This window comes from Rossellomorea sp. SC111 (assembly GCF_024733565.1).
Lineage (GTDB): Bacteria > Bacillota > Bacilli > Bacillales > Bacillaceae_B > Rossellomorea.
Map to the genome: position 1 here is coordinate 45280 of NZ_JANIOC010000021.1, position 16021 is coordinate 61300.

General features: G+C 45.0%; 14 protein-coding genes, 1 rRNA gene and 1 other annotated feature. All 15 genes read right to left on the bottom strand.

Translation table 11 applies throughout. The features are described 5' to 3' along the window. Positions 1-2: 2 nt before the first annotated feature. On the bottom strand, positions 3-746 hold the full coding sequence (gene rlmB, locus NQ095_RS20685; protein WP_258265263.1) for a 23S rRNA (guanosine(2251)-2'-O)-methyltransferase RlmB: 744 nt from the start codon (positions 744-746) through the stop codon (positions 3-5). Continuing rightward, positions 743-1168, bottom strand: coding sequence for a Mini-ribonuclease 3 (locus NQ095_RS20690; protein WP_258265264.1), 426 nt, complete (start codon positions 1166-1168; stop codon positions 743-745). The genes rlmB and NQ095_RS20690 overlap by 4 nt, the downstream gene beginning before the upstream one ends. Continuing rightward, positions 1168-2568, bottom strand: a complete 1401-nt coding sequence (gene cysS, locus NQ095_RS20695; RefSeq protein ID WP_258265265.1) for a cysteine--tRNA ligase — start codon at positions 2566-2568, stop codon at positions 1168-1170. The genes NQ095_RS20690 and cysS overlap by 1 nt, the downstream gene beginning before the upstream one ends. Further along, positions 2565-3215, bottom strand: coding sequence for a serine O-acetyltransferase (gene cysE / locus NQ095_RS20700; RefSeq protein ID WP_258265266.1), 651 nt, complete (start codon positions 3213-3215; stop codon positions 2565-2567). The genes cysS and cysE overlap by 4 nt, the downstream gene beginning before the upstream one ends. A gap of 78 nt (positions 3216-3293) precedes the next feature. After that, positions 3294-3510: a binding site (T-box leader), on the bottom strand. 43 nt (positions 3511-3553) lie between these two features. Then, complete coding sequence (gene gltX, locus NQ095_RS20705) at positions 3554-5011, bottom strand: glutamate--tRNA ligase (protein WP_258265267.1); 1458 nt, start codon at positions 5009-5011, stop codon at positions 3554-3556. Positions 5012-5093: 82 nt separating this feature from the next. Beyond that, the gene (gene ispF / locus NQ095_RS20710) at positions 5094-5570 is read right to left on the bottom strand and encodes a 2-C-methyl-D-erythritol 2,4-cyclodiphosphate synthase (protein WP_258265268.1); all 477 of its coding nucleotides are present in this window, start codon (positions 5568-5570) and stop codon (positions 5094-5096) included. Further along, positions 5563-6267 (bottom strand): 2-C-methyl-D-erythritol 4-phosphate cytidylyltransferase, encoded by a 705-nt coding sequence (gene ispD / locus NQ095_RS20715; protein ID WP_258265269.1) that lies wholly within the window; start codon positions 6265-6267, stop codon positions 5563-5565. The genes ispF and ispD overlap by 8 nt, the downstream gene beginning before the upstream one ends. 80 nt (positions 6268-6347) lie before the next feature. Next, positions 6348-7439, bottom strand: coding sequence for a PIN/TRAM domain-containing protein (locus NQ095_RS20720; protein WP_258265270.1), 1092 nt, complete (start codon positions 7437-7439; stop codon positions 6348-6350). Positions 7440-7652: 213 nt separating this feature from the next. Beyond that, complete coding sequence (gene disA / locus NQ095_RS20725) at positions 7653-8726, bottom strand: DNA integrity scanning diadenylate cyclase DisA (protein ID WP_258265271.1); 1074 nt, start codon at positions 8724-8726, stop codon at positions 7653-7655. A 3-nt stretch (positions 8727-8729) separates the two neighbouring features. Further along, complete coding sequence (gene radA, locus NQ095_RS20730) at positions 8730-10106, bottom strand: DNA repair protein RadA (protein WP_258265272.1); 1377 nt, start codon at positions 10104-10106, stop codon at positions 8730-8732. 572 nt (positions 10107-10678) lie between these two features. Next, a complete protein-coding gene (gene clpC, locus NQ095_RS20735; RefSeq protein WP_258265273.1) occupies positions 10679-13126 on the bottom strand; it encodes an ATP-dependent protease ATP-binding subunit ClpC in 2448 nt (815 codons plus the stop codon). A gap of 1 nt (position 13127) precedes the next feature. Next, positions 13128-14210 (bottom strand): protein-arginine kinase McsB, encoded by a 1083-nt coding sequence (gene mcsB, locus NQ095_RS20740; protein ID WP_258265274.1) that lies wholly within the window; start codon positions 14208-14210, stop codon positions 13128-13130. After that, positions 14207-14755 carry a protein-arginine kinase activator protein McsA gene (gene mcsA, locus NQ095_RS20745; RefSeq protein WP_258265275.1) on the bottom strand — a complete coding sequence of 183 codons (549 nt, stop codon included), beginning with the start codon at positions 14753-14755 and terminating at the stop codon, positions 14207-14209. The genes mcsB and mcsA overlap by 4 nt, the downstream gene beginning before the upstream one ends. A 20-nt stretch (positions 14756-14775) precedes the next feature. Beyond that, positions 14776-15237: a CtsR family transcriptional regulator gene (locus NQ095_RS20750; RefSeq protein ID WP_034766034.1), complete on the bottom strand. Its 462-nt coding sequence runs from the start codon at positions 15235-15237 to the stop codon at positions 14776-14778. A 711-nt stretch (positions 15238-15948) separates the two neighbouring features. Then, a 5S ribosomal RNA gene (gene rrf / locus NQ095_RS22610) occupies positions 15949-16021 on the bottom strand; the annotation flags it as partial.

The window sequence follows — 16021 nt, forward strand, 5'->3', positions numbered from 1 at the left end:
CCCTATTCTCCCAGCGGGTGGCGTTTACGATAAACCTCATACATTAAAATACTAGCTGCCACCGAAGCGTTTAGTGATGTCACATGACCGATCATAGGCAACTGAACAAGGAAATCACATTTATCCCTCAAGATGCGGCTCATTCCTTTTCCTTCACTTCCGATAATTAAACCGATTGGAAGTGTCCCGTCCAACTGGCGGAAATCCTGCTTACCCTTAGCATCTGTTCCTGCCACCCATACACCGCGTTCTTTCAGCTCATCCACTGCTCTCGACAGATTCGTCACACGTGCCACGGGTATATGTTCAATCGCACCGGTGGAAGCCTTCGCTACAGTGGAAGTAAGTCCCACCGCTCTTCGCTTCGGAATGATGATTCCGTGGGCGCCAGCTGCATCAGCCGTCCTCATGATGGATCCCAGGTTATGGGGATCTTCCAATTCATCCAGGATCAAAATAAAAGGGTCCTCCCCTTTTTGTTCTGCCTTATGAAATAAATCATCCAGTTCAGCATACTGATAAGCCGCAACGGAAGCCACGACTCCCTGGTGATTCTCCGATACCATCTGCTCGATTTTCTTCTTTGGGACATACTGGACCATGACATTGGATTCCTTGGCAAGTCCGACGATTTGCTGGATGGAACCTTTCTGTGAACCTTCCGCTATCCAAATCTTATTGATATCCCTTCCTGACTTTAACGCTTCAATGACGGGATTTCTTCCTCCGATAAAATCTTTACTCATTTCTGTTCCTCCTTTCCTGCCTGGGCTTGTTCAAAAATGATCTTCAACAGTTCCTCTAATCGCTCGGTCCGATTAAGTAAAAACAAATATCCAATAAGGGCCTCAAAAGCAGTGCTGTGTTTATACGTTTGTACATCTGTATTTTTTGGCGTTGTCCCCGATTTCGCATTGCGGCCGCGCTTGACAATCGAAATCTCTTCTTCCGTTAAGAGGTCCTGATTGAACAGCGTTCTGAGAATGGCCGCTTGAGCTTTAGCAGACACATACTTCGTCGCAGCCCTGTGCAGTTGATTCGGTTTGATCTTACCCTTGGTCAAGAGGAGCTGCCGTACATATGTTTCATATACAGCATCCCCCATATAAGCCAGTGCAAGTGCATTGATTTGTTTCGCGTCGATTTGTTCGTTTGTCTCGTAGAGCATCAAGATCCCCTTTTCCAGCGGGTGCCTTGAGGAGTATCTTCCAGGATGATATCCATCTCTTTCAGCGTGTCACGGATCTCATCTGCCAGTTGGAAGTTACGGTCTTTACGGGCTTGAATACGCTTTTCGATCATTTCTTCCACTTCTTCGTCCAACATTCCCGCTTCCTGAAGAGTCAGCCCAAGGACAGAGAAGAAATCTTCAAACCGGTGTAAGAACTCGTCAATGACTTCTGTTGATGTATTTTTTTCCATCAAATAATAATTCGCCTGTCTGGATAGTTCAAATAGAACGGAAATCCCGTTGGCTGTATTAAAATCATCATCCATGTCTGCAATGAACTGATCTTTCAGCCCCGCAATTTTATCCAACCATTCCTGGTTGTTATCAGCTAAGTTTGTACTTGATTCCTTGCGATGCTTCAAGTTTTCATACGCTGTCTTGATTCGATCCAACGAAGTCTCTGCATTCTGTAGAAGTTCAAGATTGTAGTTGATCGGATGACGGTAATGAACGGATAGCATGAAGAAACGAAGTACCTGCGGATCTTGTTCTTTAATAATGTCGTGAACCAACACGAAATTACCGAGTGATTTCGACATCTTCTCGTTATCAATATTAATATACCCATTGTGCATCCAGTAATTGGCGAATGCCTTTCCTGTAAGTGCCTCTGATTGGGCGATTTCATTCTCATGGTGGGGGAATGTCAGATCCTGTCCTCCGGCGTGAATATCGATCGTATCCCCCAAGTAGCGCTTTGCCATAGCGGAGCACTCGATATGCCAGCCGGGACGTCCTTCACCCCACGGGCTCTCCCAGGAAATCTCCCCTTCCTTCGCCGCTTTCCAAAGAACGAAATCAAGGGCATCTTCTTTTTTGTCCCCTACATCGATGCGGGCTCCTGCTTTCAGTTCATCGATTGGCTGATGGGACAGCTTACCGTAGCCATCAAACTTTCTGGTACGATAGTAAACGTCTCCCTGGGATTCATAGGCATACCCTTTATCTACAAGTGCTGAGATGAAGTCAACAATGGTGTCAATATTTTCTGTTACAGTCGGATGTACATCGGCTTTCCGGCAACCGAGGGCTCCCGTATCTTCGAAGTAAGCATCGATAAAGCGCTTTGCAATCGTCGGGACATCTTCTCCCAGTTCCTTCGCCGCTCTAATTAATTTATCGTCCACATCCGTGAAGTTAGAGACGAACTGAACATCGTAGCCCCTGTATTCCAGATAACGTCTCACTGTGTCAAACACAATCGCAGGACGGGCATTCCCTATATGAATATAGTTATAGACCGTCGGACCGCACACATACATTTTGACCTTACCCTCTTCCAGGGGTTTGAATTCCTCTTTCTGCCTTGTCAATGTGTTATATAAACGAATCGTCATGATGATCGACTCCTTCCCTCATATTCCCTTAATAATGATTTCAATTCATTCACTTCTTTTTCAAGTTGTTTCATTCGGTCGTTCATTGGATCAGGCAGATCACAGTGATTCAGATCCTTCTGTATCTTCACTCCGTCCTGGATGACCACCTTACCCGGGATGCCGACTACGGTTGAATTGGGCGGAACATCTTTCAGGACAACGGATCCCGCACCTACCTTAGAATTTTCCCCAACAACGATCGATCCTAATACTTTCGCACCTGTCGCAATCAACGCATTATCCTGGATCGTCGGGTGACGTTTCCCTTTTTCCTTCCCGGTTCCACCGAGGGTGACTCCTTGGAAGAGCGTGACATTGTCACCGATTTCACACGTCTCGCCAATCACTACACCCATCCCGTGATCGATGAAAAAACGCCGGCCGATCTGAGCTCCGGGGTGGATCTCCACTCCGGTGAAGAAGCGGCTGACCTGTGAAATGACCCGGGCAATGAAGAAGAATTTACGTTTAAAAAACGCATGGGCAACACGATGGGCCCAAATGGCATGAAGACCCGAATACGTGAGGATGACCTCCACATAATTCCTTGCAGCCGGATCCTGATCAAACACCACATCTATATCTTCCTTAAACGACTTAAACATTCGGATCCATCCCCCTTCCTTTTTTAAAAAATATAAGCTGATGTGATGACAATAAAAAAACGCCCCTGTCAATAAACTGACAGAGACGCTTTATAGGCGCGGTTCCACTCTGATTGAGAAGAAATCTTCTCCAACTCGAATCCTGTTAACGGTAGGAAACCGCCTTTACCTACTCTATTTCAGTAACGGGCTCAGAGGTGCATTTCAGAATCGGAGGGGCTTAAACCACTTTCAGCCGGTGATGGTTCTCTCTACTAAGCATCCTTTTCTTACTTCTCCTCATCAACGCGATATCATTTAACGTGATACTCTTACTATATTACATATTCTCCAAAATGTTAACCTAAAAGACTTTGAAGACGGTGTTTAACTGTATCTTTCCCTAATAGCTCGATGGCATTCGGCAATTCCGGGCCATGTGTCTGGCCAGTAACGGCAACACGGATCGGCATGAATAGCTTCTTCCCTTTATGGCCAGTCGATTTTTGGACAGCTTTGATAGAGGATTTGATTTCTGCCGCTTCGTACTTTTCAAGTGCCTCGATCTCGTTCAAGAAAGCCTGGAGCACTTCAGGTACTTGCTCTTCTTCAAGCACCGCTTTCGCCTCTTCACCATATTCAAGATCTGTCTTGAAGAACATTTCAGACAGTTCAACGATTTCAGCACCGAAGCTCATTTGCTCCTGATATAAAGAAATGACGCGACTCGCCCACTCACGCTGTTCATCGGACATGTTCCCGTCCAATTTACCCGCACTGATTAAATGAGGAAGGGACAGCTCCACCACTTGAGCCAATTCCAAGTTCTTCATGTACTGATTGTTCATCCATGTAAGCTTCTGATTATCGAACAGGGCAGAAGAAGTGGATAAACGTTCAGGATCGAAGATTTCAATGAACTCATCTTTAGAAAACAGCTCTTCTTCTCCTTTTGGGGACCAGCCGAGTAGCGCAATGAAGTTGAACAACGCTTCTGGTAAGTATCCTAATGCTTCGTACTGCTCGATGAACTGAATGATGCTCTCATCCCGCTTACTCAACTTTTTACGGCTTTCATTGACGATCAATGTCATATGCCCGTAAACAGGTGCTTCCCAACCAAGCGCTTCAAAGATCATCAACTGTTTCGGTGTATTGGAGATATGATCTTCTCCGCGAAGAACATGTGTTATTTTCATTAGATAATCATCGACTGCAACGGCGAAGTTATACGTTGGTGTACCGTCCTTCTTCGCGATGACAAAGTCACCGATACCGTCTGATTCAAATGCAACATCCTCTTTCACGATATCGTTGAAGGAATAGACTTTACCTGCGGGTACACGGAAACGAATGCTCGGCTTGCGGCCTTCTGCTGCCAATTTCTCCTGATCCTCTTTCGTCAGGTTTCGGCATTTGCCGGAGTAGCGGGGCATTTGTCCTGATGCAGATTGAGCTTCACGTTCCGCTTCCAGTTCTTCTTCCGTACAGTAGCATTTATAGGCTTGACCTGATTCAAGCAGCTCATTTAGATACTGCTCATAGATGTGATTACGCTCGGATTGGCGATAAGGTCCGTATTCACCCGGCTTATCCGTGCTTTCATCCCAGTCAATTCCCAGCCACTTAAGATACTTAAGCTGACTTTCTTCTCCACCTTCGATATTACGTTTCTTGTCCGTGTCTTCAATACGGATAATGAACTTTCCACCTGTGCTGCGGGCGTATAGGTAATTAAATAAAGCGGTTCTTGCATTTCCAATATGTAAATGGCCCGTTGGACTCGGGGCATAACGGACGCGTACTTCCTGTGTCATGTATATTCCTCCTCAAATTACTCTTTAAAGTCTCTGACCTATTTTAACACCGTTAAGTATGGGAATAAAGCGAATTTGTCCCCTACTTCTTTTTAATCAATATCGTGGTTTGTGCTGCAATCCCTTCGCCTCTTCCGGTAAAGCCAAGCTTCTCGGAAGTTGTGGCCTTAACGTTCACTTCTGCCATATCCGCTTCAAGTAACGTGGCGATGCTTTGTCTCATTTCGTCAATATAAGGAGCCATCTTAGGTTTCTGGGCAATGATCGTGCAATCGATATTCCCTAATACATAGCCTTCCTTTTTCACTAGGGCCCATACATGCTCTAGAAGCTTTGCTGAATCAGCATCCTTGAACTCGGGATCTGTATCAGGAAAATGCTTCCCGATATCCCCTGCCGCAATGGCACCTAAACACGCATCCGCTACAGCATGCAACAGGACATCTGCATCTGAATGCCCCAATAACCCCTTTTCATATGGAATCGTAATGCCTCCCATGATAAGTGGTCTCTCTTCCACTAACTGATGAACATCAAATCCTTGTCCGATCCTAAACATGTTTCTCTCCTCCACTCATATCCTCTCGCTTCTTCAAGATCGCCTCGGCAAAATATAGATCTTCAGGTGTTGTCAGTTTAATATTGTCATAATCACTTTCAACGACAGCGACCCCAATATCTGATCTTTCCACCAGCGAAGCATCATCTGTACCAAGGAAACCATCTTGATCGGCTTCTTTATGTGCCTTTGTTAAAACGGAAACGCGAAAAGCTTGTGGGGTTTGGACCATCCACAAGCTTGAGCGTTCAATCGTTTCCTCGACTTCGCCATCCAGTACTTTCTTGATCGTATCTTTAACAGGAACCGCCGCAATGGCAGCCCCTGTCGAATATGTCTTTTCGACTAATTGGTGAATCGTGGATTCTTTAATAAATGGTCTTGCTCCGTCATGTACCAGAACAATCTCATGATCAACCTCAAGCAGCGCATTGTATACACTATGCTGTCTTTCTTCTCCACCATCGACAAGCTTCATGACCTTCTTGATGCCGTAGCGTTCCAACAGGACCTCAAACACATGGCGCTCTGACGGATGGATGGCTAAATAAATTCCCTTACAACGGGTGTCATGCTCGAAAACACGCAATGTATGAATGATGACAGGACAGCTATTCAACTCAAGGAGCAGTTTGTTTTTGCCCGCTTTCATCCTTTTCCCCTGCCCTGCAGCCGGAATGACCACTTCATATTCCATAATATAACTCCTTTAACACATAAGTAATACTATTCATTATACCTTACTGCATCAATGGAGTCAGGCTGCAAACCGTTTTCTTACAATGCTTTTTCCAGTTGCTTCGGTTTGGCAAAGATCATCCTGCCTGCCGATGTTTGAAGAACGGATGTGACAAGGACATCGATATACTTACCGATGTAATTACGCCCTTCTTCCACGACGATCATCGTACCATCATCCAGGTAAGCAATTCCCTGGTTATGTTCCTTACCATCTTTGATCACCTGTACCTTCAATTCTTCTCCAGGTAATACAACCGGCTTGACGGCGTTGGCCAGATCATTGATGTTCAATACTTGTACACCTTGAAGGTCACATACTTTATTCAAGTTGAAATCGTTCGTTACAACGATTCCATTTGTAAGCTTCGCTAATTTCACCAGTTTCGAATCCACTTCCTGAATTTCTTCGAAGTCCCCTTCATAAATCTGAACCTCAACAGGAAGCTCTTTTTGGATGCGATTTAAAATATCCAGACCACGACGTCCGCGATTTCGCTTCAATACATCGGAAGAATCGGCTATATGCTGGAGCTCTTCCAGTACGAACTGAGGAATCACCACGATTCCTTCTAAAAATCCTGTTTGGCAGATATCTGCGATACGTCCGTCAATGATCACGCTCGTATCCAATATCTTAAGGGTCTTCACACCCTCTTCATCCAAATCCTCTTCCGTCCCTTTTTTCTTGCCTCGATTTGCCGTGCCGAATAGATTGACCAATTCATCCCTTTTCTTAAATCCAACCTGGAATCCTAAATATCCAAGAAGCAATGTTAATAGAATGGGAACGACTGTATTGACGATCGGAATCTCCATTTGATTGAAGGGGATCCCAAACAAATACGCAACAAATAAACCGATAATCAGGCCTAAACTGCCAAATAACAAATCTGTTACCGGTGCCTTTACCAAGCTATCTTCAAACCACTTGACGAAATTGACGACATACTCGACTGCCCAAAACGTAAGAATATAAAAAATGATGGCACCAAATATAGCAGTCATATAAGGGTTATTAATTAAAGGAATGTCCGATAAGTTTATGACGGTAAATAATTCGGGAAGTAGAAATATTCCCAGTGTTCCCCCGACAATGAGGAAGCACGCTTGCACGATTCTTTTTAACATTCCCTCACCTCCTCCTACTCATTATAAACAATTTACTATTTTTGAAACGTCTCAACCTTGAAAATTTGAAATTTAATACAATGGAAACGATTTTGATACACTTATCCCATCTTACTTGCTTCCTTAAATGAAGGCTAACACGTCTAAACCAAACTGTCAATTTTTTGAAAATGATACAATTATACCATTTCTGGCAGGTGTAGGCCAGCATACCTACAGCTGTCGATCTGCAAACGTCTGTTCCTTGATCAGTTTTAGACCCTCTTTGATTTTCCTGGCCCTCACTTCACCGATCCCTTCGACTTCATCCAAATCATCGACTGAAGCCCTCACTACATGAGGGAGGGTTTCAAATCTCGTGATAAGATTTTCAATGATCACGATCGGAAGGCGGGGGATCTTATTCAACACGCGGTATCCTCGTGGATAGATGGCATCATCGTGATGGACATATCCGTGGTATCCGAGTAATTTTAATAAAACATTATCCTCTAATACTTCAGAGTGAACAAGTTCCTGGAACTTATAGAGCAGTTCGAACGGTTTGATATTTCTTTCCTGGGAATAGTCCCTGATGATGAGCATCGCCTCGTCTTCAATATCCGCCAACAGTTCATTCATCTGAAGTCGGATCAATCGGCCTTCGACACCGAGCTCGCTGAGATAAGTCAATAATTCGTTTTTGATCCTGAGAACCATCTCGAAACGGTGAAGAACCTGCAGTAAGTCGCTTTGGGTGACAAGCTCCTCAAACTCAAGCACGGACAAATTAGAAATGCTTTGATCGAGAACCACCTTATATTTCTCCAAGGTTTGGATCGCCTGATTGGCTTTCGTCAAGATGACAGAGATGTCCTTTAGCGCATATCGGAAATTCCCTTGATATAGGGTGATGACGTTTCTCCGCTGGGAGATGGCAATGACAAGGGCATTGGTTTGTCTGGCAACCCGCTCAGCCGTACGATGTCTCATCCCCGTTTCAGTGGAAGGAACATACACGTCAGGAGCAAGCTGCGCATTTGCCAAAATGATCTTGGTGCCTGCTTCGTTCAGGATGATGGCACCATCCATCTTGGCAAGTTCATACAGATAGCTTGGAGAAAAGGCACAATTGATATGAAATCCCCCATCCAATACGGACTTCACCTTATCATTGTAGCCAACTACAATAAGCCCCCCCGTATTGGCTCTCAGCACATTATCAATGCCGTCCCTGATCGGGGCACCGGGAGCAACGAATTGCAGTATATCCGACATGGACTTATCTCTTGCCTTCTTATCTTCCATCTCTTATCCTCCTAAAATAATTGACAGTGCTTCATTGATATTCGATACCCCTGTGACCTCTATGTCAGAAGGAGGCTGCCAGCCACTTAAATTATTTTGGGGAATGATCACCCGTTTAAACCCTAACTTGGCAGCTTCCTGCACTCGCTGCTCAATTCTTGATACCCTTCTGATCTCACCTGTCAAACCAACTTCACCAATAATGCAGTCGTGGGCACTGGACGCCCTATCTCGAAAGCTTGACGCAATACTTGCGGCGACGGCCAGATCAATCGCCGGTTCATCCAATTTCACCCCGCCTGCCACTTTCAGATAGGCATCCTGCTGCTGTAAAAGCATCCCTGCCCGCTTCTCCAACACAGCCATGATCAGGGAGACGCGGCTATGATCGATCCCCGTGGCCATCCTGCGCGGATTGTTAAAACTCGTTGGGGTCACAAGAGCTTGAATCTCCACAAGAACCGGCCTCGTTCCTTCCATCGAGGCAACGACCGTTGACCCTGCCGCACCTTGTGAACGCTCTTCCAGGAATATCTCCGAGGGATTGGACACTTCCTCAAGGCCCAGTTCCTTCATTTCAAAAATCCCCATCTCATTCGTAGATCCGAAACGGTTCTTCACCGCTCTTAAAATACGATAGGAGTGGTGACGTTCCCCTTCAAAATACAGTACGGTATCGACCATATGTTCCAACAAACGAGGCCCTGCAATCGAGCCTTCCTTGGTAACATGCCCTACAATAAAGATCGCAATGCCCTTTGTTTTCCCGATTCTCATCAGTTCTGCCGTACACTCCCTTACCTGGGATACACTGCCGGGGGCAGAAGTCACGTCAGGATGAAAGACCGTTTGAATCGAGTCGATGATGACGAAATCCGGTGAGATTTGTTCAATCGTTTGATGAATCAGCTCAAGATTCGTTTCCGCAAATATATATAAATCATCTGATTTCACTTGCAGTCGATCTGCACGGAGCTTGGTTTGCTTGATGGATTCCTCTCCGGAGATGTATAAAACCTTCTGCTTCTGATCAGCAAGCTGAGCCGACACTTGAAGCAACAAAGTGGACTTGCCGATCCCCGGGTCTCCACCAATCAACACAAGCGACCCTGGTACTACTCCTCCCCCGAGCACCCGGTTCAACTCTTTCGATTCGGTCAATACCCTCGGCTCCTGCTTGGTTTCAATGGAGATCAGCTTCTCTGCTTTAGAAGGTCCGGTATTTTCTGAGTGCATAAACGACGTACGGGGTTTCTTCCCTGTCATTTCAACCTCTTCCACCATCGTATTCCACTCGTTACATCCCGGACATTTTCCCATCCATTTAGCAGACTCATATCCACAAGATGAACACACAAACTTAGTCTTTTTCTTTGCCAATCTATTCTTCCCCTCTTTTACTCTATTTGTACTCCTACCCATTCAGGATAATACCATTTGGAATGATTGTATCGGTTTTATGTATCAGATTCAATTGAAAAGCGGAGCCGGCTTGGGTAGAGGCGACAAGCATAAGACAAGTGAACCGGAAAGGCGGCCTTTGCCTTTTTGGTTCACTTGGCTTATGACCTCGAGCCTCTAGCCGCCGGAGCTAGACAATCAGAAAAGCGGAGCCGGCTCGTTAAGGCCCGACAAGCATAAGACGAGCTCGCTGAAAAGGCGCCCTTTGCCTTTTTGGCGAGATTGTCTTATGACCTCGAGGGACTAGCCGGCGGAGCTGGACAACAAGAAAAGCGGAGGTGGCTTGCTTAGAGGCGACAAGTATAAGACGAGTGAACCGGAAAGGCGCCCTTTGCCTTTTTGGTTCACTTGGCTTATAACCTCGAGCCTCTAGCCACCGGAGTTGGACAACAAGAAAAGCAGAGCCGGCTTGACCAGGCACGACAAGCATCCATTATGATAAAAGAGGTACACGAAAAACATATACGTGTACCTCTTTATCATCCTTGCTATTATGTCGGAGTATTGGCTGCTTCCTCTTTTTTAACTTTTACAACAAATTCACTATCCTCTACGTCGATCAAGATGTTCTGCCCTGTCAGCACTTTACCTCTCAATAATTCTTCTGACAGTTTATCCTCTACATGTTTCTGGATGGCGCGACGCAGAGGTCTTGCTCCGTATTCAGGATCGAACCCTTCATCTGCAATCTTTTCTTTGGCTGCAGGAGAAAGCTCTAAATGGATATCCTGCTCTTTCAAGCGGCTTGTCAATTGATTCGACATCAATGTCACAATCTCTTTCAAGTGGTCTTTTTCAAGGGAGTGGAACACGATGATTTCATCGATACGGTTTAGGAATTCAGGTCGGAAAGCACGTTTCAGCTCTTCCATGACCTTTCCTTTCATATCTTTATAATCCTGTTTCCCGTCCTGAATATTGAAGCCCACGTACTTGTTGCTCTTAAGAGACTGGGCACCAACGTTTGAAGTCATGATCAGCACCGTATTCCTGAAGTCGACCGTTCTTCCTTTGGAATCTGTCAAACGGCCATCCTCTAGAACTTGAAGGAGGATGTTGAATACATCAGGATGCGCTTTTTCAATTTCATCTAAAAGGACGACCGAATATGGCTTGCGACGAACCTTTTCCGTTAACTGTCCGCCTTCTTCGTATCCTACATATCCTGGAGGTGAACCGACCAAACGGGAGGTCGAATGCTTCTCCATGTACTCGGACATATCGATACGGATCATTGCCTCTTCATCACCGAACATAGACTCTGCAAGAGCCCGTGCCAATTCCGTTTTCCCGACTCCTGTTGGTCCCAAGAAAATGAAGGAACCAATCGGACGCTTCGGATCTTTCAGGCCCGCTCTTGCACGGCGCACGGCTTTTGATACCGCTACGACTGCTTCTGACTGCCCGATGACTCTAGAATGAAGGATTTCCTCTAATTTTAGTAAACGATCCGTTTCCGTTTGAGCTAATTTCGATACCGGAACTCCCGTCCAGTTTGAAACAACCTTCGCAATATCTTCAACGGTCACTTCTGTATTTTCCTGCCCTTGCTTTTCTTTCCATGTGTTCTTTGTTTCTTCCAGCTCTTCACGAAGCTTTTGTTCTGAATCTCTTAGAGAAGCTGCTTTTTCAAATTCCTGGCTTTGAACCGCTGCATCCTTCTCTTTGCGGATTTCTTCCAGCTTGGCTTCAAGCTCTTTCAAGTTTGGCGGCGTCGTATAAGAACGTAAGCGCACCTTGGAACCTGCTTCATCAATTAAATCAATTGCCTTATCCGGTAAGAAGCGGTCTGAAATATAGCGGTCTGAAAGCTTCACTGCCGCGTCAATCGCTTCATCCGTAATCGATACGCGGTGATGCGCTTCATAACGATCACGTAATCCTTTAAGGATCTGGATTGACTCCGATGCCGTTGGCTCATTGACTTGAATTGGTTGGAAACGGCGCTCAAGCGCTGCATCCTTCTCGATATATTTACGGTACTCATCCAATGTCGTGGCACCGATACATTGTAATTCCCCGCGTGCAAGGGATGGTTTCAATATGTTGGAGGCATCAATGGCTCCCTCAGCCCCACCTGCTCCGATTAACGTATGGAGCTCATCGATGAAGAGGATGATATTACCCGCCTGACGAATTTCATCCATGACCTTCTTCAGACGATCCTCGAATTCCCCACGATATTTCGTACCGGCTACAACCGTACCCATATCAAGGGTCATAACGCGTTTGTCGCGCAGGATTTCAGGCACTTCATTGGCGATGATCTGTTGTGCAAGTCCTTCTGCGATCGCTGTCTTACCTACACCGGGTTCACCAATTAACACCGGGTTATTCTTCGTACGACGACTCAGTACTTCAATGACGCGCTGAATTTCCTTACTTCGACCAATGACCGGATCTAAGCTGCCTTCACGGGCAATCGCTGTCAAATCACGGGCTAAGCTGTCAAGTGTAGGCGTATTGGCATTGGCGTTGCCTCCACCCTGGTGGTTGCTTGAATCATTACTGCCAAGCAACTGCAATACCTGCTGTCTAGCTTTATTCAAGCTGACACCCAGATTACCAAGGACCCGGGCGGCCACTCCTTCACCCTCGCGGATCAATCCAAGTAAAATATGTTCCGTTCCTACATATGAGTGACCCAGCTTGCGGGCCTCATCCATGGAAAGTTCAATCACTTTCTTCGCACGAGGTGTGTAATGGATCGTTTGAGATTTCTCGGTTCCTTTCCCGATCAACCCTTCGACTTCCTTTTGGATCTTTTCAGGGCTCAGTCCCAATGCTGTAAGTGCCTTGGCGGCGATTCCTTCACCTTCGCGGACAAGTCCCAATAAAATATGTTCAGTACCAATATTACTGTGCGACAAACGAATCGCTTCTTCTTGAGCTAATGCCAATACTTTTTGGGCTCTTTCTGTAAATCGACCAAACATCATATTATTTTTCCTCCTCACATGTATCTTTATCTAACTTAATTCGCTCCCGAATCAAAGAAGACCTTCTTATATCTCGTTCATTTGGTCTCAGTGGACCTCCGGAATATTGTTGTAAAAAACCAGGTTGGGTTAAAATCATTAGTTCATTCAATATATTCTTAGATATCACTTTGATGTATCCTAAATCGATTCCTAGCCTGACATCCGATAAACACTTGGCAGCTTCCTTGGACTCAATGATCCTGCTGTGCTCAAGCACCCCAAGAGAACGGAAGATCCTATCTTCTAATTGTATGTTGGACGTTTGAACTAATGCGTCCCTTGCCGATTGTTCTTTTTCGATGATCTGTTTCACAACACTTAACAAATCTTCTACGATATCCACTTCCGACTTACCAAGTGTCGTTTGATTGGAAATCTGAAAGATATTCCCAAGCGCCTCGCTGCCTTCTCCGTATATCCCTCTTACCACTAACCCCAACTGATTGATCGCAGGAATGATACGGTTTAATTGCTGCGTTAACACAAGTCCCGGCAAGTGCATCATGACGGAAGCCCTGAGCCCCGTCCCCACATTGGTAGGACAAGTCGTCAAGTAACCATGCTTCTCATCAAACGCAAAGTCAAATTCACTTTCAAACCAATCGTCTATCTGATTGGCTTTCTGTAAAGCTTCCTTCAATTGCAGACCAGGATATAAACACTGTATTCGAATATGGTCCTCTTCGTTTACCATTATGCTAATATCTTCCTCGCTGGATAAAAGGACAGCTCCGTGATTTGTTTCCTCTGCCAGATTTGGACTTATGAGGTGTTTCTCCATCAATACCCTCTTTTGGAGAGGCTGAATCTCACTTGTAGGTAAAAATTCTAATTCTCCTAAATTCTTTGGATATGATGCGAGCTTCTCCTTTACCCGATCCACGATCTCCCGCGCTTCCTCAGAAGAATAAAGAGTGGAAAAACGGAAGTCCGTCAGATTCCTTGCGAGCCTTACCCTCGAGCTGAGGACAATATCCGAATTCGGCCCCTCTTCACTCATCCAGGAACTGACGGCATTACTCAAGAACTTCTCAAGACTCATTCTTTATCGCCTCCCTCTTTCTTTATCTCCTTTTCCAGGGAGCGGATTTCATCACGGATCTCGGCTGCTTTCTCAAACTCTTCATCCGCAATCATCGTTTGCAATTCAGACTTTAACTGCAATACCTTCTTTTTCACATGGATGGCTCCACCCATACGCTCAGGAACCTTCCCATGATGTTCGACATTGCCACTATGAACACGCTTTAATAATGGCGTGAGTTCATCTTTAAACGTTTCATAACAATGGGCACAGCCAAAGCGTCCCACATTGATGAACTGATGAATCGTCATTTTGCATTTTTCACACTGTAAAACTTCTGTTTTAGGAATCTCAGTTTCTTTAGCCTGCTTAAATGCAGGAGTTATATTAAGAAGACCTGCCAATAGATTGTTCACAGAAAACCCGGGAGAAGAATCAAACATAAACATCTCACCCTTATCCTGAGCACATTGATCACATAAATGAACCTCTGTCTTTTCCCCGTTTACCACCTTGGTAAAATGAAGGGTCGCAGGTCTTTCACCACACTCTTGACAAATCATCCCATTCACCTCTCCAACACTTACTCATACTTCAATGTATCCAGCATGGCTCTAAGCATTCTTCCTCTCAGGATATCACGTTCAGGTAATTCGACCATGATAACCGATCGATCCATCACACTCAGCATGATCTTGGCTTCTCTTTCAGAAATGATTTCTTCTTCCACTAACCGAAAAACAATATCAGCTGCCGTATTCTGGCTGATCGTTTGGGTAATCAAGGCCACTAACTGATCGATCAAGTGCACCTGATCGTGGGCCTTCACCTTCATGATCCGGATATAACCACCGCCGCCACGCTTACTTTCTACTACATACCCTCGTTCTACGGTAAAACGGGTATTGATCACATAATTAATTTGAGAAGGAACACATTGAAACTTATCAGCGATCTCGCTTCTTTTAATCTCGACTATCTCACTTTCACTCAGTTCTAACACATTCTTTAAATAATTTTCAATGATGTCGGATATGTTCCTCATCAAACCTCCTCCTCATTTTGACTTTGACTATATTTGACTATAATTATACAACCGCGTTTTAAACTTTGCAATTATGAAGTTTGACCTTAAAAGTTTTCCTGTTTAAAGAAGGTTTTAAACGTGTGAATGTGAGATTGTGGGATAGAATTTTGGAAATGGGGCATTGAGAAGGTGTGGACTTTTGTTCTGGCATTGCGGTGAAGTGATTGCGAATTGAGCTTGGGTAGGTGAACAGGGTGAAATGAGCTATTTCGGTATGAGTATGGAAATGTGTGAAAAACAAGAGATGTTTGAGCAGGATTAGGGAGGAATCAGCTTAAATGGTTCGTTTAGTCGGCTTTATGGGGAGTGCCTCATGGTTGCAGTGGATTGGATGAGTCGGGATTGCGTCATTATTTATTTTATAGCGTCGTTTTGGAGGGTGATTGCGTCATTATTTTAATATATGCGTATTTTACCATTTAACCCCTTTAAGTATCTCTCTTTCAAAAGTTCCACCATCTGAGATCAATTTCTTTGTAAAGGATCACTTTTAAGGAGGAATCATGCGACATTTCAAATAATCGTGCCACGATGTCGAATTTTCTTTATGCCATCCTTACCAGTACACTCATTCCTCAAACCATTCCCTTCTTCGCTAACAGACATTCTATTCCTAAAAAAGACAAATCAAAAAGAGCAGCTACTAAGAGCTACTCTTTTTTCCTATTTGCCTGGCGACGTCCTACTCTCACAGGGGGAGATCCCCCAACTACCATCGGCGCTGAAGAGCTTAACTTCCGTG

Coding starts and splice junctions, on each gene's coding strand:
- NQ095_RS20690 (WP_258265264.1), bottom strand. CDS start 1,168: ATGCTCTACGAGACAAACGAACAAATCGACGCGAAACAAATCAATGCA.
- NQ095_RS20720 (WP_258265270.1), bottom strand. CDS start 7,439: ATGTTAAAAAGAATCGTGCAAGCGTGCTTCCTCATTGTCGGGGGAACA.
- mcsA (WP_258265275.1), bottom strand. CDS start 14,755: ATGATTTGTCAAGAGTGTGGTGAAAGACCTGCGACCCTTCATTTTACC.
- NQ095_RS20750 (WP_034766034.1), bottom strand. CDS start 15,237: ATGAGGAACATATCCGACATCATTGAAAATTATTTAAAGAATGTGTTA.
- clpC (WP_258265273.1), bottom strand. CDS start 13,126: ATGATGTTTGGTCGATTTACAGAAAGAGCCCAAAAAGTATTGGCATTA.
- disA (WP_258265271.1), bottom strand. CDS start 8,726: ATGGAAGATAAGAAGGCAAGAGATAAGTCCATGTCGGATATACTGCAA.
- rlmB (WP_258265263.1), bottom strand. CDS start 746: ATGAGTAAAGATTTTATCGGAGGAAGAAATCCCGTCATTGAAGCGTTA.
- mcsB (WP_258265274.1), bottom strand. CDS start 14,210: ATGAGTCTTGAGAAGTTCTTGAGTAATGCCGTCAGTTCCTGGATGAGT.
- cysE (WP_258265266.1), bottom strand. CDS start 3,215: ATGTTTAAGTCGTTTAAGGAAGATATAGATGTGGTGTTTGATCAGGAT.
- cysS (WP_258265265.1), bottom strand. CDS start 2,568: ATGACGATTCGTTTATATAACACATTGACAAGGCAGAAAGAGGAATTC.
- gltX (WP_258265267.1), bottom strand. CDS start 5,011: ATGACACAGGAAGTACGCGTCCGTTATGCCCCGAGTCCAACGGGCCAT.
- ispD (WP_258265269.1), bottom strand. CDS start 6,267: ATGGAATATGAAGTGGTCATTCCGGCTGCAGGGCAGGGGAAAAGGATG.
- ispF (WP_258265268.1), bottom strand. CDS start 5,570: ATGTTTAGGATCGGACAAGGATTTGATGTTCATCAGTTAGTGGAAGAG.